22 protein-coding genes are annotated in these 26,205 nt (G+C 37.5%); 13 read left to right on the top strand and 9 right to left on the bottom strand.

The annotated features are described in order from the left end of the window. The 3 genes from ON073_RS07290 to ON073_RS07300 all read right to left on the bottom strand — a co-directional run. Positions 1–1,115 (bottom strand): HD family phosphohydrolase (locus ON073_RS07290; RefSeq protein WP_274761217.1); only part of this gene is annotated, 1,115 nt, incomplete at its 3' end. 2 nt (positions 1,116–1,117) lie between these two features. Beyond that, complete coding sequence (locus tag ON073_RS07295) at positions 1,118–1,954, bottom strand: MBL fold metallo-hydrolase (RefSeq protein WP_274761218.1); 837 nt, start codon at positions 1,952–1,954, stop codon at positions 1,118–1,120. Between the two features lie 229 nt (positions 1,955–2,183). Next, a complete protein-coding gene (locus tag ON073_RS07300) occupies positions 2,184–3,206 on the bottom strand; it encodes a sensor domain-containing diguanylate cyclase (protein WP_274761219.1) in 1,023 nt (340 codons plus the stop codon). Between the two features lie 211 nt (positions 3,207–3,417). On the opposite strand from ON073_RS07300, the gene ON073_RS07305 reads away from it, so the two are divergent. The 4 genes from ON073_RS07305 to ON073_RS07320 all read left to right on the top strand — a co-directional run bounded on the left by ON073_RS07305 (position 3,418) and on the right by ON073_RS07320 (position 10,483). Next, a complete protein-coding gene (locus ON073_RS07305; RefSeq protein ID WP_274761220.1) occupies positions 3,418–5,670 on the top strand; it encodes a TonB-dependent receptor plug domain-containing protein in 2,253 nt (750 codons plus the stop codon). 124 nt (positions 5,671–5,794) lie between these two features. Beyond that, on the top strand, positions 5,795–7,426 hold the full coding sequence (locus tag ON073_RS07310) for a methyl-accepting chemotaxis protein (RefSeq protein WP_274761221.1): 1,632 nt from the start codon (positions 5,795–5,797) through the stop codon (positions 7,424–7,426). Positions 7,427–7,801: 375 nt separating this feature from the next. Continuing rightward, a complete protein-coding gene (locus ON073_RS07315; protein ID WP_274761222.1) occupies positions 7,802–8,743 on the top strand; it encodes a PAS domain-containing protein in 942 nt (313 codons plus the stop codon). Between the two features lie 36 nt (positions 8,744–8,779). Next, positions 8,780–10,483, top strand: coding sequence for a GGDEF domain-containing protein (locus ON073_RS07320; RefSeq protein ID WP_274761223.1), 1,704 nt, complete (start codon positions 8,780–8,782; stop codon positions 10,481–10,483). On the opposite strand, the gene ON073_RS07325 is transcribed toward ON073_RS07320, so the two are convergent. Further along, entirely contained in the window at positions 10,480–11,361 is an 882-nt protein-coding gene (locus ON073_RS07325; RefSeq protein ID WP_274761224.1) for a LysR family transcriptional regulator, read from the bottom strand. The two genes, ON073_RS07320 and ON073_RS07325, sit on opposite strands and share 4 nt — an antisense overlap. Positions 11,362–11,553: 192 nt before the next feature. Here ON073_RS07325 and ON073_RS07330 point away from each other — a divergent pair, with 192 nt between their 5' ends. After that, a complete protein-coding gene (locus tag ON073_RS07330; RefSeq protein WP_274761225.1) occupies positions 11,554–12,294 on the top strand; it encodes a substrate-binding periplasmic protein in 741 nt (246 codons plus the stop codon). Between the two features lie 106 nt (positions 12,295–12,400). Continuing rightward, positions 12,401–13,822 (top strand): alanine/glycine:cation symporter family protein, encoded by a 1,422-nt coding sequence (locus tag ON073_RS07335; protein WP_274761226.1) that lies wholly within the window; start codon positions 12,401–12,403, stop codon positions 13,820–13,822. A 23-nt stretch (positions 13,823–13,845) separates the two neighbouring features. On the opposite strand, the gene ON073_RS07340 is transcribed toward ON073_RS07335, so the two are convergent. The 3 genes from ON073_RS07340 to ON073_RS07350 are packed head-to-tail and all read right to left on the bottom strand — an operon-like array spanning position 13,846 to position 17,708. Then, positions 13,846–15,252: a PDZ domain-containing protein gene (locus ON073_RS07340; RefSeq protein WP_274761227.1), complete on the bottom strand. Its 1,407-nt coding sequence runs from the start codon at positions 15,250–15,252 to the stop codon at positions 13,846–13,848. Positions 15,253–15,261: 9 nt separating this feature from the next. Continuing rightward, complete coding sequence (locus ON073_RS07345) at positions 15,262–16,530, bottom strand: DUF885 family protein (RefSeq protein ID WP_274761228.1); 1,269 nt, start codon at positions 16,528–16,530, stop codon at positions 15,262–15,264. Further along, on the bottom strand, positions 16,530–17,708 hold the full coding sequence (locus tag ON073_RS07350) for a hypothetical protein (protein WP_274761229.1): 1,179 nt from the start codon (positions 17,706–17,708) through the stop codon (positions 16,530–16,532). Before ON073_RS07350 ends, ON073_RS07345 begins: the two co-directional genes overlap by 1 nt. Positions 17,709–18,017: 309 nt before the next feature. Here ON073_RS07350 and ON073_RS07355 point away from each other — a divergent pair, with 309 nt between their 5' ends. From ON073_RS07355 to ON073_RS07365, 3 genes are all read left to right on the top strand, one after another. Then, on the top strand, positions 18,018–19,205 hold the full coding sequence (locus ON073_RS07355; RefSeq protein ID WP_274761230.1) for a helix-turn-helix domain-containing protein: 1,188 nt from the start codon (positions 18,018–18,020) through the stop codon (positions 19,203–19,205). 103 nt (positions 19,206–19,308) lie between these two features. Beyond that, entirely contained in the window at positions 19,309–20,067 is a 759-nt protein-coding gene (locus tag ON073_RS07360; protein WP_274761231.1) for a substrate-binding periplasmic protein, read from the top strand. Between the two features lie 53 nt (positions 20,068–20,120). Then, the gene (locus ON073_RS07365) at positions 20,121–20,879 is read left to right on the top strand and encodes a substrate-binding periplasmic protein (RefSeq protein WP_274761232.1); all 759 of its coding nucleotides are present in this window, start codon (positions 20,121–20,123) and stop codon (positions 20,877–20,879) included. 19 nt (positions 20,880–20,898) lie between these two features. Here ON073_RS07365 and ON073_RS07370 read toward each other — a convergent pair whose 3' ends face one another. Next, positions 20,899–21,726 (bottom strand): DUF417 family protein, encoded by an 828-nt coding sequence (locus ON073_RS07370; protein WP_274761233.1) that lies wholly within the window; start codon positions 21,724–21,726, stop codon positions 20,899–20,901. Positions 21,727–21,982: 256 nt separating this feature from the next. Here ON073_RS07370 and ON073_RS07375 point away from each other — a divergent pair, with 256 nt between their 5' ends. Further along, positions 21,983–22,774, top strand: coding sequence for an ion transporter (locus ON073_RS07375; RefSeq protein ID WP_274761234.1), 792 nt, complete (start codon positions 21,983–21,985; stop codon positions 22,772–22,774). A gap of 44 nt (positions 22,775–22,818) precedes the next feature. Here ON073_RS07375 and ON073_RS07380 read toward each other — a convergent pair whose 3' ends face one another. Next, a complete protein-coding gene (locus ON073_RS07380; protein WP_274761235.1) occupies positions 22,819–23,847 on the bottom strand; it encodes a Kelch repeat-containing protein in 1,029 nt (342 codons plus the stop codon). A 339-nt stretch (positions 23,848–24,186) separates the two neighbouring features. On the opposite strand from ON073_RS07380, the gene ON073_RS07385 reads away from it, so the two are divergent. Genes ON073_RS07385 through ON073_RS07395 form a run of 3 tightly spaced genes read left to right on the top strand, consistent with a single transcriptional unit; the run spans position 24,187 to position 26,133 of the window. Continuing rightward, positions 24,187–24,558, top strand: coding sequence for a BlaI/MecI/CopY family transcriptional regulator (locus ON073_RS07385; protein ID WP_274761236.1), 372 nt, complete (start codon positions 24,187–24,189; stop codon positions 24,556–24,558). 11 nt (positions 24,559–24,569) lie between these two features. Next, complete coding sequence (locus ON073_RS07390) at positions 24,570–25,973, top strand: M56 family metallopeptidase (protein ID WP_274761237.1); 1,404 nt, start codon at positions 24,570–24,572, stop codon at positions 25,971–25,973. Positions 25,974–25,977: 4 nt separating this feature from the next. After that, a complete protein-coding gene (locus ON073_RS07395; RefSeq protein ID WP_274761238.1) occupies positions 25,978–26,133 on the top strand; it encodes a hypothetical protein in 156 nt (51 codons plus the stop codon). Positions 26,134–26,205 lie beyond the last annotated feature (72 nt).

Below are 26,205 nucleotides of genomic sequence, written 5' to 3' on the forward strand. Positions count from 1 at the left end.
TCTTCGTCATTAAGAAGTTTCACCGGTCCTAAGGCAGTATTGTATTGGTAACGTTCGGCGATTTGGGCTAGTTTTTCGCATTGTTCATCAGCGAGAAATTCACCGCCAATATTCACAATGGCTAAAAAACTTCTGTCGCGTGCAAGCATTTGCAGTTGTTCTTGATACGCTTGCTCACTTAGTTGATTACGTAAATAAGCAATTTCTATTTCTTTTTCAATAACATCAAAACGGGTATTAATTAAACCAATACGATCGTAAACAGTTTCGAGCTTTGTGGCCTTATCCATAATGTATTCGGGTGTGGCAATTTTGCCGCAATCGTGAAGCCACCCAGCAACATTGAGCGCGTATTTTTCTTGCTCTGTCATCTCAAAATCTGCAAATGGCCCATATGAAACATCGTTAACTGCATGCGCCAACATCATTGTAAGTTCGGGTACTCTTCGGCAATGCGCGCCGGTATAAGGTGATTTTTCATCAATTGCTTGCGCGATAAGTTCAGCAAATGATCGAAACAGCTGCTCCATGTTATCTATCAAAGCCTGATTAGTCATGGCAACCGCTGCAAGCGATGCAAGAGCTTCGACCAAATCAATTTTAACAACATCAAACTGGCTAATTTCACCGTTTTCCATTGGGTTAATTAACTGCATCACACCATTTACATCACCCTCATGATTTAACATCGGCACCGTGAGCACAGTAGTAGTATGATATCCCGTTTGCGCGTCTACTTTTTTTGCTTGGGTCAAAGGGTAGCGTGTGCAGCTATACACATCGGGTATATGAATGGTTTCTTTGGTGAGCGATGCCAATGTTACCAACGCATTTTCATTTTCAGTACCATCATCGTTATAAAGTGGGATAGGCGAAAATGTGATTTCATTTTTAGAGCTACCGCCAAGATATAATTCCAAGGAATCATTAATAACGGTTTCAAAGTGTAGGTCATTTTCTTTTAGCGAATAGATTGTGCCGGCATCAGCATGACACAGTGATTTGGCTGACAATAAGATGTCTTCAAGTAACTTTGTGGTATCGCGTTCAATTGAAAGGCGGTAGCTTAACTCGAGTAATTGTTTAAGAGCGCTTGCTCTATCTAAACTAGGCATACTCACAGTTCCTTCAAAAGTGAAAGATCAAACTGCAACCCTTCTTTGGCAAAATCAAAATTAGTCGTTGGCATTAACTTACTTAGTCGCTCGTAACATGCATCTATTTCATCATCCGTACGTTCAGGTGCATGACTGTAAATAAACGTCTTTTTAGCTTTGCACTGCTCTGCCAACAATAACGCTTGTTCCACACTGGAGTGACCCCAGTCATGCTTTTCATAGAGTTCAAAATCGAGATACTGACCATCGTGAATTAATACATCAATATCGTTTAAAACAGTAAGTAACTGCTCATAATCGGTGGTTTGATGGATTTCTGGAAATAGCTCATTATCGGTTACGTAAGCTATTTGTTTTTGGTCGCGTGAGACAATATACGCCAGCCCATTATTTGGGTGGTTAATTGGAAAACACTTAATCGAAAACCCAGCAACATCAAATTTCGCTTGGTTAATTTTTTTTAACGTAATATTTGAAGGCAATTGGCGGTAATTTACAGGGAAATAGCTCTCATCCATTTGCGATAAAATGGCGTTATCATGGCGAGGAGAAGTCTCAGGAATGTATATATTAATTTCCCGACCCTTTTGATAAATGGGAGCAAAAAATGGGAAGCCTTGAATATGATCCCAGTGGTGATGGGTCAGCAGAATATTGATAGGACGCTGGTCCTTAATTAACTCATCACCAAAAACGCGAATGCCGGTGCCCGAGTCTAAGATCACAAACTCATCACCTTGGCTAATAACAGCACATGCTGTATTACCACCATACTTGACTGTTTTAGGCCCTGGCGTTGGAATTGAGCCGCGCGTACCGTAAAAAGATAATATCATTAACTTACATGAGTTACTTTTCGCTTATTTAGGTATAGTGATAAAGCCCTGACTTGTCCATTCAATCAACCCGTTTGAAGTAACCACTAATTGAATGAAAAGAAGAAAAAACAACCGAGAGACATATTTGGTGAATTGAGAGTGAAGTTAAGAAAAGAACTTTATAAAAGGAAGCTTTTAGTGAATAACTTTTTATTATCTTGCCTCACTTGCTACATTGGCAGTTTTTTTATTTACAATAAACACCTAAATTATTGCGTTTTGCAGTATACATAGCTTGATCAGCAGCGTTAATCAGTTGATTGAGAGTTTGTTGTTGATTATTTAACATCGCCACCCCAATGCTCACGCCGAAATCTAATGCCAGTATTTCATCAGAGATAGATTCAAGAATAGATTTTTGAATACGTTTGGCAACCGTTTTGCCATCGCGGTCATTAGAATTTTCCATGATAATTATAAATTCATCGCCACCAAAACGCGCCGCGATATCACTAGAGCGAGTTTGCTTTTGAATAATCTTGGCAATTTGACTCAGTAGCGAATCTCCTTTTTTGTGGCCAAACATATCGTTTACACGTTTAAATTTATTTAAATCAATAAATAATATTGAGCAATTTAAATTGTTTCTTAAACACAACGAAATAAACGAATCTCCCACACTATTAAGATAAGTACGATTAAACAGCTCTGTTAATTCGTCGTGCGTTGCACTAAACCTCAGTTTTTCTTCAAGCTCGCGCTTTTCCATTGCGACAGAAGTGATTAACGACGCTACATTTACAATCTCTCTTTCAATCTCAGTTGGGGATTTTGGTTGATGATGATAAATAGCAAATGTGCCCATCACATTACTGTGAGAGTCACAAAACGGTACAGACCAGCAGGCATGTAAATTGGCTTTTTTAGTAAGTTCCAAAAATGGCTGCCAATTAGGGTGGGTATTAATGTCTTCAACAATAATGGCTTTATTTAAATAGGCTGCTGCACCACAACTGCCAATGTTTTCGCCAATTTCAACCCCTTCTATTGCGTCATTGTAGAAATCGGGCAGATTATTATTCGCACCACTGTGTAAGGTGTTTGTTTCGCGATTTAAAGTCAAAATAGACACTTTACAACCAGGCAAAAACTCTTCCACAGAGGAAATCACTGTGGCTAAAAAAGGCTGAATGTCGGCACTCAATGCTAATACGCTTAATAAGTGATTAAATCGGCGATGAGCAGATAACAGAAGTTGGTGTTTTGTCAAAGATAACCCCTACTGATTCACTAATTTAAGTCTATAACAATATGCAAAATGTACCGCATTGATTACATCACTTTCTTGATATTTGGCAATTTTAGTATTCATTTTTTAAATTTAAGCGACTCCACTATTAATTGGTTTTAACATAAATTAAAAAAGGAACTACACTTTAAAAATAATAATAACGTTTTGAAAATTAACTTATTGACGCTTTATGAAACGAAGTTTATTGTCCTTAATCAGCTTTAGTTTTGCACCTTTGCTCGTGGCATCTGAGTATGAGGATGTATTTGATTTAAGCTTAAATGATTTATTCCAAGTTGAAATTACAACAGCGTCTAATCGTGGCGAGCGCATTAATGATGCACCAGCCACTGTAATTGTTGTTTCCAAAGATGACATAAAACAGCGTGGCTACGAGAGCCTTGATGAGATTTTCCTCGATTTACCTGGCATGGAAATGATTTACACCTACGGTGATTCATTTTTTTCAAACTATATGCGTGGCTACCGTTACACTATTGGTACGCCCTTTTTAATGATGGTGGATGGCGTCACAATCAACAGCTTGTACTTTAATCAAGTGACACAAATCGCTTCTTTTCCCCTCACTAGTATTGAACGTATTGAAGTTGTTTACGGCCCAGCCTCTGTTATTTATGGTGCGAATGCCTTTATGGGTGTTGTAAACGTGATTACACAAAAACCCGAACAATCTGGCAGCACATTCATTGCCAATTCAAGAGGCAGTGATGGTGGCGATATCAACCTTGATATGAGTTTTGGCTACCAAAATGAATCGCTTGCGACCCGTTTTAGTGTGCACTATGAAGAATTTGATGTCGCCGACCGCATCAATAACAACGATAACTATTGGCTACAAGATAAACACTATAACTCGGCCCTTTGGGGCGGATTTATTGAAAATACCAGCTTTATAACGGATCACTTTAGCTCTAAAACCAAGCGTTTGGGTTTAGAAGCATTGATTGCATTTGAGAACCTTGAATTTTCCACTTTTTACCTGCTTGAACAAAATGGCTACGGTGCTACTTACCCTTCCGACAGGCTTCCTGCCTCTGGAAAATGGCCAATTTATCAATACGGTGGCACCATAAAGTACACCACACAATTGTCCGACAAACTTGAATCACGCTCGCGCTTTCATGTTCAAAGTGATGGCGTGAAAGGTGATGGCTATGATGTAGAAGCTTGGAATGTGACAAATACCAGTGAGACTGAGCAACTTGTTGGAGGCACTTTGCTTTCGCCAAATGAATCTGCACGGATGACTTACTTTCAATATTGGCTAACAAAAAATCATGCACTTTCATTTAATCAAGATTTTGATTATCAGTTTGATGAATCCATTAAGTTTTTAACGGGTGTTAAATACGATTATCAAGATTTACAACGCTCTTACGTATTATCGGCTGAAGGTCCTATTTCACCTTTAGCACAATTGCCAACGCTCCCAAGTGCAGCATCAGGCGCTTATAGCGATGACTCAAATCGTGAGATTTGGCGAGACTTTGGTTTTTATTTGCAAGGTGAATACAAGTTTAATCCATCGCATATGCTAAGTGGTGGTTTACGCTATGACGATAACAATATTTATGGTGGTGAAACGACGTTCCGTGGTGCGTATATTTACAATCATCAACAGTGGAATATTAAGTTTATGTACGGTGAAGCTTATCATGAGCCAACACCACGCAACCTTTATGGTGCATGGAGTGGCTTAGGTGCTGACCCTAATCTCAGCCCTGAGCGCTCACGTACCCTTGAATCAAGTGTCGCTTATCAAGGTGAAGATTATCGCCATTTAATTTCGCTTTACCACATCAAAAATACCGATAGCATTGTAACAACGCTAGGTGGTGCTGAAAATATTGGCGCGCGAAATGTAACAGGTGTTGACTATCATTTTGTGAAATCTTTAGATAACACTCGCTTTGGCAAATGGCAGTTTAATATGTATGCCACTCATTATTTGCAAATAGATGAAGACGCTATAGATCTTACACACCAAGTACGAACAGGTACCGCACCCATTGGTGACTTAGCTACCACCAAACTTTGGCTTATTTTAAACTGGCAAGCTAATGATTTTATAAATGTAAATTTAAAATCGCGGTTAATTGATAAGCGTGAAACGATAGACTCTAACCCTCTTGAAGAAATTCCAGGCTATGGTGTAACTGATTTAGCAATGCAGTTTTCACACCCTAGCTTTGAAAATATTGCATTAAGTTTGCGAGTAACTAATTTATTCGATAAAAAGTACTACCACCCAGGCATACGCGATGCCGATGCAAACGACCCATTAGTCAACCTATATTTATTGAATGATATTGGCTTTGACGAGGCTAATCCAAAGGCTTGGAATGGCAGCCAAGGCTGGTATAACTCACGTTTACCGCAAGCTGAAAGACGCATTGTGCTTGGGTTAACTGTTTCATTTTAACCTTCACAAAAGGAATTTTTACCTTTGTATTTATGAACTGTTCTGAAATACAGAAAATACACCCCTTGCCTGATTAATTTCGCAGTTTTCATCTATAGTTAAAGAAAAGTCTCAGGTGCTAGTTATGAATTTTCAGTCGATTCGAATTAGATATACCAGCTTATTTTGTAGTGTTGCTCTAATATTTGTCATTTTTATTATTTTAAACTCTTTACTTATCTCAAAAACCAAAAATGCACTTATGATGCTCGGCAATACATTCAACCCTGCGATTTCAGCCGTAATAAATGCCGACAGAGACTTATATCAAGCTCGGGTAGCAAACCTTTTAGCACTCGATATCAACAGCCGAGTTAATTACTCAGAACAAAAAGCAACCTTCGATGAGAATGCGCAACAAGCGCTTGATAGAATGAACAATTATCAACAGCTCATGAGTAGCTATCCAGATATTATTTCTTCAATCAATGGATTCCAAGCTACCTATAACAAATGGTTGACTACATCGAATAAGATCTTTGCACTGATAAAAGAAAATAAATACGATGAAGCAAAAGAATTAAGTGAAACTCAGGCGCTCAATTTATTTGAAAGCTTGAGAGAATTTTATGACAAAGCTGGAGAAGCTGCCGATAACAAAAGCTCGCTCGTTAGTAAACAAACAATTGACCATGTAGAAAGTCAACAAACTGTGCTTATGGTGATTAGTGCACTGATTATAATTATCACCTTAGTAGTAGGTTTTATGGGCCCAAAAGCATTAGCCAATGCTTTAATCGAACTATCAAAGCAAATTAAAATGCTAAATAGTGGTGATGGTGACTTGACCCGAAGAATAAATTCAAAAAGAGCAGATGAAGTAGGACAAGTTGCCAACGATTTTGATCAACTAGTCTCGGATCTTGGTGGGTTAATCGGCACCATATTAAATCAATCTAGCAAAGTTATTGAAGGCGTAGAGTCCCTAAACCAAGGAGTTGAAAAAGTAACGATAAATAATCAACAACAATCTGAAAGTGTTGAAATTATTGTTACTGCAGTAAATGAAATGTCATATGCCATCAAGGATGTTGCGCATAATGCACAGCTAACCACAACAGAATTAGAACAAGTGAATACCCTAACAAGAGAAGGTATTGAGATTACCAATAATAGTGTGAAAGAAATTGAAAATTTGTCTGTCACCATTGAAGATGCAGCCAATGTCATCGCAAAACTTTCTGAAAAGTCTGACGAGATTGCTTCAGTAGTTGATGTTATTCGAGGCATTGCCGAACAAACTAATTTACTAGCACTTAATGCAGCTATAGAAGCTGCTCGAGCTGGTGAGCAAGGTAGAGGGTTTGCTGTTGTCGCTGATGAGGTTAGAACATTAGCAAGTAGAACCCAAGAATCAACCCAAAATATTCAACAGATCATTGAATCTCTTCATTCTGGAGTTAAACAAGCCGTTTCTTCAATCAATGTTGGAAGCGATGCAAGTAAAACCACGGTTGAGCTTGCATCTGGCACACTTAAGGCGTTAGATGAAATTGCAGCTGCCTGTCAGAAAGTTTCAGATGTTGCAATACAAACTGCAACAGCGACCGAAGAGCAATCTCAAGTTGCCAACGATATTAGTGAAAACTTAACTAAATTGTCCGAGAACACATTAGTAAGCTTTACTGTGTCAAAACAAAATGAAGAAGTATCAAGTCAGACATATAACGATGCTAACGATTTATCTAAATTAGTTACACGCTTCAAACTGATTTAAAAATTTATTAATCTTTTAAAAAATATGGCTTTAATAAAAACTATACTTGTGGAATTACAGGTATGTACTTATTTTCAATTGGAATAATAAGATTATTAGAAGCCTAAATTGCTGAATGTTTCCTCTTTGAATTGGTTAAAATAAGCGATGTCGCCACTGTATAAACCAAAACATCAAACACCAAAACCAGTAAAAAATAACTAGCCAAAATAAATTTAACAGTTATATATTATTACCTAGAGTAATAACTCTAATTAGAATTTATAATTTCACTGAAAGTAATAATTAGATTAAATTTCCTCCTCCTTAACCCCTTAAGATATTTTTTTACACATCAGATTAATACAAACTAATTTTTAGGAGATTTGAAAAACAATGTTTAACAGCAACCTTTTACAATCAAATTCGTTAGATAGCATTTTAGAAGTTGCCAAATCCTTGTTTTATTTCAGCTTTGATGGCGTTGTAATCACGTCTCCTGATGTATCTAACCCCAAAATTCTTTTTACAAACCCTGCAATGACGCGTTTAACTGGTTACAGTGAGCAAGAACTTATTGATAATACTCCACGTATTTTACAAGGGCCTAAAACGAGTAGTTTAATAAAACAACGCCTTAAAGAGACTTTATCAAAAGGTTCTCCCTTTCATGGCTCTACAGTTAATTATTGCAAAAAAGGATTAGAATATTTTGTTGAATGGAAAATATCACCTGTTTATGACAGCGCAGGTCAATTGTTATGCTTTATTTCAATTCAGCGTGATTTAAGTTCTATAAAACACTTTTTTGAAAAACTAGCAAAAAGTGAATCAATCAATTTTAAGCATGCATTAAATAAAATTCTTGAATCAAAAAGCGGGCCTTTAACGAAAGATAAACTTGAGTTAAATATTCAAGAAAATCAGCCATTAAAACAAACCTCTTTGAAGCGAAACATTGATTTTACTGAGTTATCAAGCATTCTGACTGATTGCGATACAAACCTAGAACTTGCATTACATTCAAATAGTGCCTGCTCGCTGGTAAATTTAACAACAGAGTTAAAAGACTTAGCTTATGGCATTTTCCATTTAGAACAATTTCAAGCAATTTCAGATGCTCTGTTAAGGCTTGCAGATTCATTATCGCAAAACAACTTTGCACTGAATGAACGATTTATCCTTGAATCCTTAAGTGCCCTCATTCACGATTTATCACAGTGGTTAAACGTCATATTTATCAATAAGACTTCCACTAATATTCATCAATTTGATGACAGTATTATTTCTACAGCCAAACAGCTAATTTTCTTTATTGAGTCGAGTACTCAAGACTAATTTTTAAATGAAATTTATTTAGTCAAAGTCAAAAACATGCATTTAAATTATCTCACTGAAACTTGTTTATTAGAGAAGCTTGGTTTTCTAACACTCGTAATTGATGAACAGCAAAACATTATTTCGTTTTCCAGTAATTGGCATTCGCTACTTGTTAATAACAATTTATCGAAGAGAAATGTTAGAGACCTAGTAGATAAAGCATATATTGATAAGCTGACCGCTTTAATCACAAATATTAATAAAGCGCAAGCACCATTGTTACTAAAGCTTACTCATAAAGAAGAAGTGTGGGTGGAATGTCGTATACAACAACTTGACGATAACGGTAAAAAAACTTTTTTACTGGTATGTAATGATGTTACACACAAACAAATTCGCTCCAGAAAACGCTCTAATATTATTAAACTATTTAAGCAAGCAAGCGCAGAGCTTAGCATAGGTTACTGGCAATATAATGTGTTATCGGGCAACCTTTTCTGGTCTGATGAAGTTTATAAAATACATCATGTTACTAAAGATGATTATCGTCCAACACTTCAAACAGCAATCGACTTTTATCATCATGAAGATGCCACAGTAATCAAAGAACAAATTATTAAAGCGATCTCATTAAGTAAAGGGTGGCAACAACTACAGTTACGAATACTGACTCCTGAAAATGAGTTAAAAACAATTGTTTCAAGTGCTGAGGTAAGTATCAATGAATACGGCGAAGTCAGCGAAATAATTGGCTTTGTACATGATGTATCAAAGCAAGAAAAAAGTCGTCTCGAACTCGATTTTATGGCTACAGCAATGATTGAAACATCTGTAGGTATGGCTATTGCAGACCCAAAAAGAACAATCTTATGGGTTAATCACGCTTTTGAAAAAATGACAGGTTATGCTTTAGATGAGATTAAGCACAAAGCGCTTGGTCCAATATTACAAGGCCCAGAAACGTGCTCAAACACAATCAATTCGTTGCGTGACCATCTTAATGCAGGTAAATCAGTTAAAACGCGGATTTTAAATTACCATGCCAATGGCACACCATATTGGAATGAATTAACTATTTCGCCAATATATCGAGATGACCAGCTTGCCTATTTTTTTGCCGTACAAAATGACGTAACAGCTGAAGTACTAGCCAACCAAAAATTAGCTAAGTTAAATAACTCTCTTGAGAAAGAAGTAGCAGAGCGCACCATTGAGCTTACTCGCTTAAATAAACACTTAGCTTTGGCTGCAAGTAGAGATCCGCTAACAGGCTGTATGAATAGACGTAATCTTAAAGAAGAGTACATAAATGCCCTTGCAGAATTAAAACATAAGCAAAACATTTGTTTAATTTTAATCGACATTGATTTCTTTAAAAAAATTAATGACCAATTTGGCCATTTAGCTGGAGACAAGGTACTCGAAACCGTAGCCAGCCAGTTGTCAAAAACCATTAGCTTACCAAATCGTCTATTTCGCTTTGGTGGTGAAGAGTTTCTTATTATTGTTTCAAACAAGTGTTACAGCCAATTATGTGATCTTCTTACTAAACTAAAATATCAAATAAGCCAGTTGAAAATAGAATATGATGGTAAATTAATCCCTGTCACTATTAGCCTCGGAGCGACTTATCATGATGGCAGAAAATCACTCGATACCACTATAAAGATTGCAGACAAAAATCTCTATCAGGCAAAAGAAAATGGACGAAACCAATTCGTCATAAGTCAATTAAAAGAAAACGATGTGTGTAGTTAGTATGTTTCTGCCAATACGGTTTCAATTTGACTTAAAATATACTGAACACGTTGGGATAATTTATCTGACTTATAAGATACTAAGTAAACTTTCTCATTAACTTCATGCGTAAGTGAATGCCTAGTAATTTGAGCTTGATTAGGAAAGCTATTTACTGCATTTTCAGGCAATACGGTAAAACCTAAACCTCTTGCAACAGGCTCAAGGATCAAACCTATTTGGTTACAAAAGCCTTTTTGCTTAAATTGGTGTACTGAACTGAATTCTTTAAAATTTTTGGAAAGTAGCAAGTGTGCATGGTGCTGCCCATCAGGGTGATTGATAAAACCTAAATCAAGCAAGTTTTGCCAATCAATACCCTGATACTTTTTACTCGTTACCAGTGCTAATTTCTCTTCTGCAACCAGTGTGGACTGCATTGCATTATTTTTTGGTTTAACCGTTAGCAAACCAATATCACTCTCTTGTGCTTCAACCGATTTCAGGATCAAATCGTTTGGAGCAAAGCGATAATTTATATAAAGTTCAACATGCTCTTGTTGTATTTCAAGCAACTTTAAATATAAAGCAAGTCCAATACTTCCTGGGGACATAACTTTCACCTCCCCAGAGTATTTTGAATCTGACCTCACTTTCTCTTTAAAGCTAGAAAGTGAAGAAACAATTCCTTTCGCTTCATCATATGTACGCTGACCTAAAGCAGTTAAAATAAACCCTTTTTCGTCACGTACAATCAATTTTGCACCTAGCAGGTCTTCTAATTTTCTTAAATGCTGACTAACGCCTGATTGCGTAATGCACAATATTTGCGCTGTTCGCGTAAAATGTTTCTGTTCTACAAGGGTACAAAACGTTCTTAGCAAATTAGGGTTTATCATTACAAAACCTACTAGAAAATATTACCAATCATAATTTCATTTAATAATAGCCCAATTGATAAAATGCACTAAAAATTCACTAGGCAAGAATTTTTATTCTTAGTGAGCATTACACTTAACAACGCAATGTCCCAACCATTGTAATGCTTTTAAACTGATTGATATCTGAGCGTTAAAACTGAACAGGCAAGTATGGAAAATCTTAAATTAGTTTTTAAATCATGGTTTTTAACAACATGTTTTTTAACGTTTTTGTTATTCCAAAAAAATGCAAATGCAAGATTATCAATTGCGAGTATTGATGGTCTTGCAGAACAAAAAATTGCCACACAAGTAGCGCTACCGATATTCAAACAAGCAGGCATAGATGTGATAATTTCACCAATGCCTGCAGCAAGAGCAAACAGAGAGCTTTTAATGGGAAGGCAAGATGGTAATTTATTAAGAATAGCTTCATTTGGTAACGGTAAACCAAACCTGATCAAAGTCCCTACTGCCTATGCAAAGGTAAACACATATGCATATGCGAAAGCAGAGAAAAACATCATTATTAATTCGGTGGAGGATTTCAAAAAATATCATATTGCAGTGGTGCGTGGTGTTCAAACGTCTATGAATTTCACTACCAATATGCCACATGTCCACCTGCTTACTTCATTGGAACAAGCTATTGATTTTGTCCTTAAAGACCGTGCTGACATTGTTATTACCAGTAATGTTTCAGCTTTATTAGCATTTCAAAAAAAGCAGCTAGTTGATATGGAACCTATCTTTTTTGTGGGTCAAGAGCCGTTGTATATCTTCCTTCATAAGAAACATAAACCCACTGTGAAAAAATTAGATCGAGCTATTAAAAACTTACAACAATTGGGTGTAATGGACTATCTAGTAACAACACATTCAGAACTCTATCTTAATTCACAAGCATTATGACGTTGTGGAATTTAAAAACGATTCCATAACATTGCATAATAACACTTGCCATCAAGCAATTCTGCCTCTAGTGTGGAATACATAATTATTCAATAAAAACGGTATTATGCTCAGCAACATCATTAACCCAATCAACAATTTACTTTGGGGCCAAGGGCAACTGCTTATTGTCATTTTGCTGGCTGCTGGTTTTTGGTTTTCTTATAAATTGCGTGCTATTCAGCTTAGGCATTTCAAACATATGCTGATGGTGATGAAAACCAGTATGCAGAGCAATCAATCAGGTATTAGCTCGTTTCAAGCGCTTTGCACGGGACTTTCAGCGAGGGTTGGCACGGGTAATTTAGCGGGGGTTGCTGTTGCTATTTCACTTGGTGGTAGTGGCGCCGTTTTTTGGATGTGGGTTATTGCATTACTTGGCATGGCAACAGGCTTTGCAGAAAGTGTATTAGGCCAACTTTATAAAGTTCGCGATGAAAACGGCGAATTCCGTGGCGGGCCAGCTTATTACATAAAACTGGGTTTAAACAAACCTTGGCTTGCAGTGTTATTCGCGCTGTGTTTGTTTTTAGGCTATGGCATTTCATTCAGTGCTATGCAGGCCAATACCATTGCTGAGGCACTAAATAATACATTTGAAATACCCAATCATTATTCTGGGTTAGTCATCGCCGTGCTTGCTGGCATCATTGTTGTTGGTGGGCTGCGCAGCATTGCTAAGTTTGCTGAGAGAATTGTGCCATTTATGGGAATTGCATTTATCCTCACGGCATTAATTGTCACTGCAATGAATATTTCCTTACTGCCCGCCATGCTGTGGGATATTATCACCAGTGCATTTGGCTTAAATGAAGCTGGGGCTGGGGCCTTTGGCGCTGCTATCAAAAACGGTATTCAGCGGGGGTTATACTCAAATGAAGCGGGCGCTGGCAGTGTACCTCATGCAGCAGCTGGCGCTGCACCTAACCCTAATCACCCAGTAGCTCAAGGGTATGTGCAAATGCTGGGCGTTTTTATTGATACCATAGTGCTCTGTACTTGTACTGCACTGATTATTTTGCTCTCTGATGTATACATAAGTGGCGATATGGAAGGTATCAGCCTGACGCAAAATGCGATGACCAGTCATATGGGTGATATGGGCGAGGTATTTATTGCCGCAGCCATAACGTTATTTGCGTTTACTTCTGTGGTGGCTAATTATGCCTATGCTGAGAGTAATCTGCATTTATTTAAGCTTGATAATAAAATTGGTCGCACGCTTTATACCCTTGCTTATTTATTAATGGTATTTTGGGGCGCCAGCGCATCATTAAAGTTGGTGTGGAGTATGGCTGATGTGGCTTTAGGTTTAATGACCTTAGTCAATGTCTATGCCATTTATTTATTAACGCCAACCATCGTCAATTTAACCAAAGACTATCAAACACAATTAAAAGAAAAGCTGTCAATTAGCTTTGATGAGTCAAATATCGAATTCCAAGGTAAAACCGAAAAAGGTATTTGGACAAAACAAAAAGGGGATTAACCTCCCCCCTTTTCTAGCCCTTTTTATATTGTTGTAGTTTGGCTACTTTTAAATTTTGAAAGCCAACTTAGTGTGTGTTCACCAATGCGAGGATCAAATAACTCCTTCGGATCCGTTGGGTTATATTGACGTGACTGACGTGCATCTAAATACGCCTCTTTACTATCAAAACGCATAAATGCATGCTCTGCCTTATCAATCAGTAATCCTTTACTTTGTTCCTTACCACTTAACTTAGCAATATCAAATGCCCAATTAGGTTCAATGGCTTGAATATCTAAACTTCCATGCATCATAAGCACTGGAGTATCTATTTCTTGCCACAATTTGTTAAAGTCGTAACGATTTAAATCTCTAAAGAAGCTGTAATGACGGTTAACTGATAACTCGCCGTTAATCTCTAGTAGGTTTGCTGCCATTGCCTTTTTAACACGCTCGTCATTAACTATTTTTTGCCAAGGAGTTTCGGTATTAAGCCACAAATTTAAAAAAGGTGTAGCAAGTTCGGTATTTTTCCGTGCTCGTCGCTCACTTAAGTTAAAATGCGTAACTGACTGCTTTAAATAGATATCGACCATATAGTCATACCAGCGTTTTAACACACCACCATAACCAATAATGCCTTTCACTGGAGACTGTTTAGCTATCACTGGGGCATGTAATACTCCAAGAGAATGCCCAAATAAGAACACATTTTCTGGGTCAACTTGCTTGTGTGTTTTTAAAGCATTTAAGCCCTGCAAAAATGCCTTTGACTCTGTTGTAAAATCAATATCCCGGCAAGGCTTTTCTGAAATACTGTCACCCAGACCTGGCTTTTCAATACGGTATACCACATAGCCTGCTTGAGTGTACTGATCGATCATTTGTCGTGTGGTGATGTTTGGCAGCATGCCATAGTCAATGGAGTCACAGGTGTAGCCCTGAATAAAGAAAATAGCAGGCGCTTTTTGTGATGGATTTAACTGTTTTGGCACATGCACAATACTGCGAAGTGAATTGCCTTCATAACTTACAGCGCTGTATTCAACGTGTGCATAATCGCTTGTTTCATATGGCCTTGGCTGCATTTTATTCGATACCGTTAGCGCTTTTTTATCGCGTAAAAACGAAATGCGAATATCATCTCCTGATTTAAGCGGTCTTACAGCTGAGAGAAGCGCTTGAAAGTCATTAATTCTTATTCCATTCACTTTAGTTATTACATCACCCACCTTTAATCCAAGTAGTGATGCTGTACTATTGGCTACAACATGTTCGAGTGTAACCCCCGGGTTGTCAGCACTTTGGTTATGCATAACACCTAATAATGAGGACCTTGGTAACTCATTTAAAACTGTAGTTGTCGTTTCCGCAGCGTAGCTTTTTGTATCAGTTGCAAAAACACTAAGGGTACTTAAAAGTAATATAATTGGTTTGTTTATTTTCATAGTCGTCTCTTAATTATTCTTCTGATTTGTTGGCATAAATTCATCTAAATGCGTAAGTGCTAACGGCATTTGATTACTTAGCCTAAGCACACGATTTAACGCAATAGTGCGATTATTAGCGTGGGGTTCAATGGCCTTTTCTATTAAGTATTTACCGTACACATAGGTAATCACTTGAGTTGGCCAATTTTTAATTCGCTTAATTTCTCGTTCCATGATTTCTGGCTGATCTGGCAAATATTTTTGCCAAAGCATTTGAGCTTTTTCATCTGACCAATTTTCGTAGTGGATACCAATATCAATCAATACCCGAAGTGCACGTAGCACTCGCCAGCTTAACGCATAAGCCTCAGAGGATTTCATTTGATACAAGCCGATTTCTTTGCCCAAAGTTTCGACATAAGCCGCCCACCCTTCACTCGTTACAAACGTAATCGGAGCAAACGCATTTGTTGGACAAAGACTTTGCTTTTGAGCAACATTGAATTGTAAATGATGCCCAGGGATCCCCTCGTGTAAATAAAGCCAATCAAAATGCGAAGGCGTCATTACACCACCATGAGGATGGTACAAAAACGTTTGCCTTTGATTGTCATAAATTCCGGGGGCTGGAAACTCCTCAGGCAACCCTGATGCGGCAATGGTTAAAGGTGAATCAAAGTCACTGAATGCAAATAAACGCTGTAAGCTTGCTTTTGCAACTTCCTCTCGTTTTCGAAATGCATCTACAATACGGGTATGCTCTGTTGCTGGGATTGCATAAGTATCACCGCCTGCTCCCTCTGCTTTTAACTTTTGATATTCTGCAAACGCATTCTCAAGTTCAGCACTGGCAATGTTTTTAAGTTGTGAGGGAGTGATATCGTCCATAAGCCACGTATCTAGCCAATGTAAATACCACTTCCTGCCATTTGGTAAGCTACTAAAACTGCCTTGATAACGACTGCTTTGACTGAGTCCTGCTTTTAATTTTTCTCGCTTTTCTATCAGCTTGAGCTGTTTTGCCAAGCTGTTATAAGCAATTTTTTCGCAGTGCGTTTGCGGCTTAAGGTTTGTAAGCTTCTTATGCCAATCTTTAAGGGCATGCTCAGATATTTTCGGCTGATTTTTAAGCACTGTTATCGCATTAGCAAAATCAAGTTGCGGCGACAAATACGGCTGAGTCGTTACATCATTAACTAAGGTGTTAAAACGATCACCGAAATGAGAGCTACTTGCCTTAGCATAACCAGATGTTAGCAATACAACACTGCTTAGAAGTAAGAGCCTTATTAACATTATTCACCTGTTTTCATTTTTTGCGCTTTAAATTCACTTAAATCGCTATTAAACAAAGTAGGGCTTCGGCTACCATCGTCTAGGTATTCATATTTCAGAGCAGCGGCGCCTCCTAGCATGGGGCTTGCTGTTAATTGGTTATTTTCATCAAGCGATTTTAACCAAGATATATGTGATTGCGCTTGATTATATTCCAGTAGTAAGTGGCGACTTAATTGCCCCTTTTCATCAAAAATTTTATGACTTTTTTGGTTGCCATTCGGGTAGTAAGTGCTTTCATGTTCAAACGCGCCCCAACTAAAGGTTTTACGATTATCAAACTTATCAAAGCCTCTCAACCCTACTTTGTTACCAAATGTATCGTAAAGGTGCTCACCAATGTGCACCATCGGGCGGTTACCCTCAACCGGATTGCCATCTTTGCTATATACTTGCCAGCGAGTGAAGTTGCCATTTTGGTCGTAAATAATGCGATCTATGCCAGCACCACTTTCATTGTTGGTAGGTGTGCCATTCAAACCTAAGTTTTTAACAAAAGTGAGTTTATTGTCTTCATCATAGGTCAGTTCGACTTCATAAAACTTAAATTCAGGTCGCAGTGGTTGTTGTTCATTTTTTAAATTGAAACGTTTTTCATATACTTTGCCACCTTCGTGACGCCATTCATAACGGTGAATATGCCATGCGCTTTCAACTGGGCTTGCTGTTTCATCAAAAAAGCTAAGTGCGATACGTTTACCATTTTTATCTAGTGCATAAACCGCTTTAAACACATTGCCATGTGCTGCAATCTGCTGATTTTGCGCATTGTAATAGGTATGAATTTCTTTATCTTTGTGATAGCTAATGCTTACTTTTGGGGCAAACCAAATAAATGAATCCCAAACTTCATTATCTCTAATGAGTTGCTCCCCCATCTGATAACGTATTTCGTTAACGCGTCCTTTGTCATCATAGCTAAATTGATAATGCGCATTTGTTTCGGAAACTTTATCTGAAATAGGGTGAATACCTCGATAAGATGCATAAGGCGTTTCGCGGAACATAATATGGCGGTAGTGTTTTTGCTGTGAAAACGTTTTTGAGTCATTTTTGGCAACAGCTGCTAGAGGAAAGCTACTCAGTAAAACAACAAAAACGCACAGTAAAAAGCGGTCAATCTTAAACAAAGTAAACATTATTTATCCTTAAAAATTAATTCGATAAATAAGCTTACTTATTATATTTCTTAGTATGTAAAGCTAATTTGAGATTAACAAATTTAAAAATAAACAATTGATTTTAAAGAGTTTAAAAGTAGACTCTTTTCAAGAGCCGTTTTCAATACACACAGTGAAAACAGCCCCTTTATGCTATTAATTTGGGCTATCTTTTTATGCTGAAACATATAATGATAAATAAAAAACTGTAAAAATAGCTTGAACCTTACACATGCTTTTTATGTGCATTTAAACTAAGTAACCAATCATTACGCTGTCGGAAAAATTATGTCGCAAACGGTATTAGGAATAATTTATTTTGTTGCATTTAGTCATGCACTCATGCTTGCCATAAGCTTATGGAAAAAAGCGAGTGACTCTAATACCGACACAGCAAAATGGCTTTCAATCGTCTGCTTTATCGTTAGCTATAAGTTATTTGAAGGTGGCGCACTCTATTTAGGTTTATATACCCACTTAGCACATTTAATGGATTTACTTCCAGGAGAGGTGCTACTGATTGGGCCTTTGGTATTTGTTTATATCAGTATGATGGTAGGTGAAGAAAAACCTAAACCACTGCAACTGGCGCTTCATTTTATACCGGCAATTTCGTTATGGTGTTACAACGCACCCTCTGTTTTTCAATCACTCGATGCCAAAATAAACATGTGGCAGTTTGTACTTTCGCAAACTGAAGCACGTGCTTTGCCGCTGAAATTTGTGTTTTTATTTTTAGCAATCAAAACACATTTAAGTATTTACCTGTATTTAAGTTGGCAGCATATTCAAAAGTTTGAAAACGTGTGTGACACGTTACGAGCAGACAACAGTGCGGCGGTGTTAAAACAACTTAAATTTCTTGTGGTGTCGCTATTTGCTCTCGAATTAGTGTGGGTAGGTCTATTTGTCGCACAGCAGTTTTTTGCTGTAGGCACCCTTGCCTTAGTAAGTGATGTTTGGCTGCTATTTGTTGCCCTAATTGTGCTAGCAATTGGTTATGTCGCGCTACAAAAAATGGATTTATTAATGAGTAAAGAAGAGCATGCTTTAGTACAGCAAAATCCGCCTTCAGAGAGCGATGAATCCAGCAATATAAAATACTTTCACTCTGCCTTAAATGAGCAGCAAAGTAATCAGCTTGCTAAGCACTTAGAACAACAAATTAAAGTTAAACAGCTTTATTTAAACGACAAACTCACCCTAACTATGCTTGCTGACGAAACCGAGATTAAAGCCCACACCCTTTCGCAAGTAATAAACCAAAGTATGAATACCAATTTTTATAAGCTTATTAATGGCTATCGCATTCAACATGCGATTTCATTGATTGAAGATAACAGTATTCATTGGCCGCTAGAGCGCATTGCATTTGAATCAGGCTTTGCCAATCGCGTTACCTTTAGTAAAGCTTTTAAAGAAATTATGGGGCAAACAGCTTCTGAGTTTAAAAAACAACGCCAACATGCGAGTTGATTCTCGCCTGATTTAGCATAAGTATTAGCTAAAAATCAGTGGGATTTGTATTTTAATAAATTTCGTTAATACTGTAGTTAACGCAGTTTATACATCAATTCAAATGCTTAAAACTATAATAATATTGGCAATTTGCTTTTCAACTTTTAGCATTCGCTCAAAAGAATTATCCGCTGGTTGGGAGCTTTGGTACCCCTATCAATATCATAATAAAAACAGCGAATTAGTTGGCCTTGATATCGACGCATTTAAAGCCATTATGAAACAGGCTAACCTCCCTTTCACAATTGCTGAAATACCTTGGAAAACCCACCTTCATTTTATTAAAACAGGTAAAGTCGACTTAGCAATGGGCGCATCAAAAACTGCTGAACGTGCAGAATACGCTTACTTTAGTGAGCCTTATCGCGAAGAAACAGTAAAACTTTTTGTTAAAAAAGGCAGTAGTGGCTCAATCAAATTAAATAAACTGGCAGATCTTATCGATAGTGATTACATCATAGGTGTTGAAAGTGGCTACTACTATGGCAAAGAATATGAGCAATTAATTAAGCAATATGACTTTAAAGAAAATATTATCGAAGCTATCGATCTTGAACAAAATGTTTCGCTGTTTCTAAAAGGCCACCTCGATGGATTGCTAGTAGACCCTTACACCATGTATGCCTTTATTAAAAAGTATCAACTTTGGGACAAATTTGAAGCCCACCCCTTACCCATTTACAGTGCTGATATAGTGATTATGGTAAGCAAAAAATCATCTGATGAAAGTGTGGTCTCTAAGCTTAATAGCGCAATCAATCAGTTAAAAAAGAGTGGCTATTTTGCTTCATTACAAAGCCAATGGATTACACCTAATTAGAAAAAGCATCTACACTCTCTATTTAATAAACATAATTTTTAAGTTTAAAAGCGATGCGCCAACTAACGGCAATCTTTTTATTTATTGTGATTGCTTTTTGCAACACATCAACAGCGCAAGAAATTATTATTAACGACCCAGATTGGCCGCCTTATTTTTTTAAAGGTGAACGTTATCAGCCAATTGGCTTTGCCAAAGAAGTGCTTAAGCTTTGCCTGCCCAAAACAGGTTACCAAGCGCGCTTTGCTTATCATCCTATTAAACGTATGCGAAATTACATCGAATCAGGCAAAATTGATGTGCATATCTACTCTTACAAACCAACTCGAGAATCGTTTTTAAACTTTGGTAAAGAGCCCATTTTTAAAACAAGCTACAAGCCATTTATTAATAAAAAGTCCCCTTTTGAAATACACTCTATTGAAGATTTCAAAGGACTTCGCATTGGTCATTTACAAGGGCTTAAATATTCCACTGACTATTTACGTTACTTAGAGAGTAAATTGGATTCTGGCTATGTAAGAAGTGTCACAACCAATGTCAGTTTAATCACACTATTACATGACCAAAAAATTGATACGTTTGTTAATACTGTGGACACTGTTTACTGGCTTTCGACAACATTAGGTATGCGTGAAGACATCCTTGCTGTGGATTTTGATATACAAACCAAAGACTACTTTGTAGCAGTGTCTAAAAAAAGTTCTCGTATAAAGGATAAAAATGCATTTTTAAATACACTCGATAAGTGCATTAAAGCATCAAAGGCATCGGGGCTATATGACAAAATTAAAGCTGGCTATGGTATTTAACCAGCTATGATTTGAGCTGTTAATTTGCCTGTTTTGATAACCCATAATAAAGCGTTAAATTGGCAATAAACCACACGTCTTTAATTAAAAACTGGCCACCAGATGTAAATACCGACTCGCTTGAAAGTGCGCCCTGCCAAGTAAATAGAAATGTTTGGGTTGTGACCATTACTGCGCCAGCCATTACTAGCCCTGGCAAAAGTAATTCTCTATAGCGAAGTGACAATATTAATAAAATAAGCGCAACTAAATCATACACACCGATAATATTTGATGTCGTTTGCAGCGACCAAATTTGATACATCCAGCCCATTAATGGAGACGATGCCACTAAATCTTCAATGCCCTTCGCTTCTATCTCGGTAAACTTCATACCACCAATCCAAAGGAGCACTAATACTACAGGAAATAGCTGCACTGCCTTTTGCTGAGATAGGGTTAAAACGTCTTTTGCTAATAAATGAATTGCTATGGCGAGCAGTGCAAAATACTTGATAATTCCCTGCCCTGAGCCAATTGCAGGAAAGCCACCAAGTGATTCAATCCATCGGTTACTGGCAAAGAGTGTAATAAGCGGTACAACGCTTGTCAGCAATAAAATATAAGCTAGAAAACGCTCATATTTATCATCACGAAGACTAAAAAATGCCAAGGCCGCTACCACAAGAAAAGCACATGCAGCCAATACACTGCCGTTATTGGCATTTGAAACATTGTCAAAAAAGTAAAAACCAATAACCCGCTCAATACTTAGATCTTTACCAAGTAACAGCGTACTAATTGCCATTAGTAAACTTGATAAAGCCAGCAAACTAAAACTTAGCTGCTTTTCAGATATAAACTTCATAAAACTACACAATCACATTAAATAAATCTTGTGTGTGAAGACCTGATTAAACATAAAAGTCATTCAATAAAATGTAAGTATGTTTTTCTTTAAAACCCTTTTCAGCTTTAAAAACAGATGTTTTCTAATTTGCAACCATCTGTTTTTAGGACATTAAAACAAAGCAACAACCCTAATATTAAGATCATAATTAAACTTGAAAAAAAGCGATTAAACCCAGATTATGCTAGCTAACTGAGTTTAATTTTTAATGTGTATGTCTTTCGTTAAATCACTTGTTTCACCATTGAAAACGCTAGTTGAAGCAAAATATTTCAATAATTTTATCGTTGCGGTCATTTTGTTTAACGCCTTTACATTGGGGCTTGAAACAACCCAACTTGGCAAAAGCAACGCTGCCACCTTACATATCATCGACTTTGTTATTCTGTTGGTTTTCACCATTGAGCTGGTACTTAAATTAGTCGTGTATCGCGGTCAATTTTTTAAATCGGGCTGGAACTGGTTTGATTTTATTATTGTTGCGATTTCGTGGGCACCAACCAGCGGTGCACTATCAGTGCTTCGTGCATTTAGGATCTTACGGGTATTGCGACTTTTCTCTGTAGTGCCACAAATGCGCCGTGTTATTGGTGCACTGGGTCACTCGCTGCCAGGAATGGCATCGGTGATTGGTGTGCTTGGCATTATCTTTTATGTTTCAGCAGTGCTTGCCACTAAACTATTTGGCCAGCACCCAGATGCTAATATGCAAGAATGGTTTGGCAGTATTGGCGCATCGGCCTATACACTATTCCAAATTATGACCCTTGAGAGCTGGTCAATGGGTATTGTCCGCCCCACCATGGAGCTTTTCCCTGAATCATGGCTGTTCTTTGTGCCATTTATCATTATTACCAGCTTTGCTGTGCTTAACCTATTTATTGGTATTATTGTTGATGCCATGCAAGTAATGCATGAAGAAGAAGGTAAACCGGAGCAAACCTTTGCAACAAAAGAAGATATTTTACGCTTAGAAGCTAAGCTTGATGCGCTTTTGAAAAAATAATCTGTTAAGTTTAGAGAGCAGTTATATTTAACTGCTCTCAACGCTTATTTACGTAGTTTTATCACCGATGAGAGTGTTTCTTGTGCTCCAGCTTTGGCAGCGCCACCAATGATATACATCTGCTCATTGAAAGTTACACTGCCATGACCATGGCGAGGTGTTGGCAATGTGCCAATATTTTGCCATTGATCAGAGTTTGGATCATATTGCCAAACAATATCGAACGTCTCGCCAACAAGTTCACCTTTTTGTTTAGTAAATGCTTCACCCCCTGAGACAATTAACTTGCCGTTGTAAACTGTAGCAGCCAGCCCGGCTGCTGAAATCGGCAATGGTGCAATTGGGGACCAACTATCCGTGTTTACATCATATACTTCTGCGTAACTTAAATTTTTTAATTCTGGTGAGTAACTACGACCGCCTATGACATAAATTTGATTACCAATAACTGCGCTCGCTGCTGAGCTTCTTAAAATGCTGGCAGGCCTTGCTTTTCGCCAATAGGCGTTATTCACTAAAATATAATGTGCATTGGTATCGATGTTACCGCCCGATTCATTTGATACCGTTCGGCCACCTATAATATGAACATTTTTACCTATACTCGCATAACTTGATTCAGCTAATGGGATCGGTAATTTGGGGCCATTGCGCCATCGTTGCAAATTACCATCAATGCGAAAAACCGAGTTTTGAATTTGCCATGCCGAGTCTTTGTTACCAGTAAATCCGCCAATACCATATAAATAATGCTGGTTACTTATCATTCCAAGGTGATGCCTTGCCTCTGGCAGTTCTGGTAGCTGACGCCATCGTTGTCTAGCGGGATTTAACAGAAAAACGGCGGTAGATGGCGCAACATTTTTAAAACTAGGCGAATCTGAAGGAACAAATCCGCCGCCAACCACTATGCGTTGGTTAAAGGTTACAGGGTAAATTTCTTGCATCGCAATCGGCAAATCAACTTCGTTGTACCAGTTCAGCTCTTTATCACCAGCCATCAGCTGGGATGTATTAACTAGCAACAAGCTAACAAAACCAAAAGAAAATATTTTATTTGAAAACAAGCCCATGCTTACCCCTTAAAATACATTCTTTGTTTATACTGCAAGACTTTAAAGGACGCTCATTAATGCGACGAAGTAAAAGTATAGATTACTGATGATGCACTTCCTAATTAAGCAGAAAAAGCGTGAAAGTATTGACTACTGGCTGAAAATGCATATTAAAGGAGCGTAATTAGCATTTAAAACACACAACCTAACCAACTAAAATTAAAAGAATTATTAAATTTAAAAATATAGGGCATTCATAAAACTTGTAGATTTGTTCAAAAAATGAGTTGACTTAAAAATCACTTACTACTACATTTGTAGAAAATAAAAACTACAAACGTAGTAGTAAGGAATAGAATGAAACTAAGTGACTTTGAACTCGATGTAATGCAATTAATGTGGCAACACGAGCCATGTACTGCAACCGAAATTCATCAACTTCTATCTCAAGACAAAGACGTGGCTTATACCACTATCAAAACAATTATTGACCGCCTAGAAAAAAAAGGTGCAGTAGAGCGGGCCGACAAACAAGGTCGTGCCATTGTTTATCGCTCTAAAGTGCAACAAAGTACGCTCTCTAGTCAAGAAACACCAAGCTTTATGCAACGTTTCTTTAGCGGTAATTCACGTAGTTTAATTGCTCACTTTATAAAAGAAGAGGAGCTCAATGAAGATGATATTAATTACCTGCAAGATTTATTAAATAAAAAGAAATCGAATAAATAAGGTTAAGCGATATGACGGATTATATTCTTACAAATATCATCATCAGCGTGTTGGCGTTATTGCTTATAAAAACATTAAAAAATGCCCCTGCAAGACTTGGGGTTTTCATTGCAATCACTGCTTTAGCTGCTTGGTTTATGCCTTGGCATCTTTTACCTGAAGTTTCGATATCAGAGCAACCTTCAAGCAGCACCTTATTTTTAGCTGAATTGAGTTTAACTGACCCAATTTTTAATTTAGATGACTTACCAAGTGCTTTGCCAACAGCACAAACTAATACTCCTTGGTATCAAACATTTACTTGGTGGCATTTGGGCTTGGTTGCTGCAGCTATTGGTATTTACCTCTTTGCCCGCAAAGTGCATCACTATATTCAGCTTGTAAAACAATTAAATAAAGAGGCGACAAGATACAACGCCCATAATCTAGGCAACAACTATCAAGTAAATACTGTAAATCTAGGTACACCTGGCATTACTACAGGTCTCTTTAAGCCTGTGATTTGGCTGGATGAAACGCTGATAACACGCTCTGAACTTGATTCTGTGTTACTTCACGAAGCGACTCATATCAATCAATTAGATATATTTTGGATTTGGTTTATTTGCCTGACCGAAAACCTATTTTGGTGGAACCCAATCTGTATGTTGCTTGGCGCTAAAGCCAGACAACAACTAGAACTGAGTTGTGATGAACGTTGTTTTAATCAACTAAATCAACGTTATCAACATGACCTGGCAAGTTTAACGCTTGAAACTTTTACCGGAGCTCCAAAAGGTTCAAGTTATTGCTCGCCAGTTTTAAATATGGCCCATACCAAGCACTTTAACGTGCTCCGGGTAAAAATGTTAAACAAGGAAAAAGTGATGAAAAAAAGACATATAGCGATGATGGTAGCGGCAGTTTCATTTACAACAATTGCAGCAGCACAAATTGTTGAAAAAAACCCGACAACGCAAAGTACACAACAAACCCTAAATCAAAGTGAAAGTGCTTCATACAGTGAGCAAATGACGGAACTTCTTAAAATAGCTGCCAATGCAAAATCAGAAGATAAAGTTGAGCTACAAAAAACCGCCGACGCTATCATTGCTTGGTACGTAGAGCGACCATTTTTATCAAATGCAGAAGAAGGCAAAATGCGCATTCTTAGCTTAACTTTAGTAAACCACTTATTACACAAAGTGGGTAATCATGAGGCAGCGCTTTCTAGCTACGAACTTTGGTATAAAGATAGTGAAAATGCGCCTCATTTTACCCGTAATATTAAAGCTGACACCTTACTTAAATTGGGGCAACCAGAGCTCGCAGCACAAGAGATGGAAACATTAAAAAGTGAGTTAGGCGAACAGATTACAGAAGGCAGTCTAATAACAGGCGCTTGCAACCTTATCGCATCCAAATGTTGGCGATAACTTAGTGAGCAATGTATATAAGCGACATGTATATTTATTACAAAATGATATGGCCAATGCTGATAAAGTAAAATCTAAATTACCTACGCAATTTGCCTCGAATCAGCCATGGATTTTTGATTATGCGTTACCGCAATCGCCATTGCTCAAGCAAATTTAAGTTTAAGTACTCTTTAAACGCATAAAATTGCTCCCGCTACCAAGTTATCTTGGTAGCGATTTTGTCGTTTAA

Source organism: Pseudoalteromonas sp. G4, assembly GCF_028875915.1.
Lineage (GTDB): Bacteria > Pseudomonadota > Gammaproteobacteria > Enterobacterales > Alteromonadaceae > Pseudoalteromonas.

Excerpts from the sequence above, each read along its gene's own strand:
- ON073_RS07295 (WP_274761218.1), bottom strand. The coding sequence starts at position 1,954 with ATGATATTATCTTTTTACGGTACGCGCGGCTCAATTCCAACGCCAGGG.
- ON073_RS07305 (WP_274761220.1), top strand. The coding sequence starts at position 3,418 with ATGAAACGAAGTTTATTGTCCTTAATCAGCTTTAGTTTTGCACCTTTG.
- ON073_RS07310 (WP_274761221.1), top strand. The coding sequence starts at position 5,795 with ATGAATTTTCAGTCGATTCGAATTAGATATACCAGCTTATTTTGTAGT.
- ON073_RS07315 (WP_274761222.1), top strand. The coding sequence starts at position 7,802 with ATGTTTAACAGCAACCTTTTACAATCAAATTCGTTAGATAGCATTTTA.
- ON073_RS07320 (WP_274761223.1), top strand. The coding sequence starts at position 8,780 with ATGCATTTAAATTATCTCACTGAAACTTGTTTATTAGAGAAGCTTGGT.
- ON073_RS07325 (WP_274761224.1), bottom strand. The coding sequence starts at position 11,361 with ATGATAAACCCTAATTTGCTAAGAACGTTTTGTACCCTTGTAGAACAG.
- ON073_RS07330 (WP_274761225.1), top strand. The coding sequence starts at position 11,554 with ATGGAAAATCTTAAATTAGTTTTTAAATCATGGTTTTTAACAACATGT.
- ON073_RS07335 (WP_274761226.1), top strand. The coding sequence starts at position 12,401 with ATGCTCAGCAACATCATTAACCCAATCAACAATTTACTTTGGGGCCAA.
- ON073_RS07340 (WP_274761227.1), bottom strand. The coding sequence starts at position 15,252 with ATGAAAATAAACAAACCAATTATATTACTTTTAAGTACCCTTAGTGTT.
- ON073_RS07345 (WP_274761228.1), bottom strand. The coding sequence starts at position 16,530 with ATGTTAATAAGGCTCTTACTTCTAAGCAGTGTTGTATTGCTAACATCT.
- ON073_RS07350 (WP_274761229.1), bottom strand. The coding sequence starts at position 17,708 with ATGTTTACTTTGTTTAAGATTGACCGCTTTTTACTGTGCGTTTTTGTT.
- ON073_RS07355 (WP_274761230.1), top strand. The coding sequence starts at position 18,018 with ATGTCGCAAACGGTATTAGGAATAATTTATTTTGTTGCATTTAGTCAT.
- ON073_RS07360 (WP_274761231.1), top strand. The coding sequence starts at position 19,309 with ATGCTTAAAACTATAATAATATTGGCAATTTGCTTTTCAACTTTTAGC.
- ON073_RS07365 (WP_274761232.1), top strand. The coding sequence starts at position 20,121 with ATGCGCCAACTAACGGCAATCTTTTTATTTATTGTGATTGCTTTTTGC.
- ON073_RS07370 (WP_274761233.1), bottom strand. The coding sequence starts at position 21,726 with ATGAAGTTTATATCTGAAAAGCAGCTAAGTTTTAGTTTGCTGGCTTTA.
- ON073_RS07375 (WP_274761234.1), top strand. The coding sequence starts at position 21,983 with ATGTCTTTCGTTAAATCACTTGTTTCACCATTGAAAACGCTAGTTGAA.
- ON073_RS07380 (WP_274761235.1), bottom strand. The coding sequence starts at position 23,847 with ATGGGCTTGTTTTCAAATAAAATATTTTCTTTTGGTTTTGTTAGCTTG.
- ON073_RS07385 (WP_274761236.1), top strand. The coding sequence starts at position 24,187 with ATGAAACTAAGTGACTTTGAACTCGATGTAATGCAATTAATGTGGCAA.
- ON073_RS07390 (WP_274761237.1), top strand. The coding sequence starts at position 24,570 with ATGACGGATTATATTCTTACAAATATCATCATCAGCGTGTTGGCGTTA.